This is a genomic window from Vibrio sp. 10N.222.46.A1, from assembly GCF_041473595.1.
Lineage (GTDB): Bacteria > Pseudomonadota > Gammaproteobacteria > Enterobacterales > Vibrionaceae > Vibrio > Vibrio tasmaniensis_A.
This window is the reverse complement of the sequence record NZ_JBFRSN010001882.1, coordinates 1-254: the sequence shown is the minus strand read 5'-3', so window position 1 is coordinate 254 and position 254 is coordinate 1. Positions and strand designations below refer to the sequence as shown.

At 45.3% G+C, this 254-nt stretch carries 1 pseudogene; it reads left to right on the top strand.

Going from position 1 to position 254, the window contains the following annotated elements:
- Window positions 1-254: pseudogene (locus AB4496_RS29755) on the top strand (ABC transporter ATP-binding protein); the annotation flags it as partial.

Here is a 254-nt window from a genome sequence, read left to right as displayed (position 1 = left end):
ATCTTTCGAGCGCTTTCAAAACCGTTTAGTGGAAACCTTAGACGGTATTTACCAACTGCGTGCGGCAAACAAGGAACGTATCTTTCTCGATGAACTTAAGGTTCAAGCAAACCAAGTGAGAGTCGATGCAGACAAATACGCTTGGCAATCAGAAGCTGCTGGCCGTGTTTCGTTTCTGCTGTTCTTATTAGGTTTCGAGCTTTTCCGTGCCGTCGCGATGCTAATGGTGTTATTCAGTGACTTAACGATTGGTC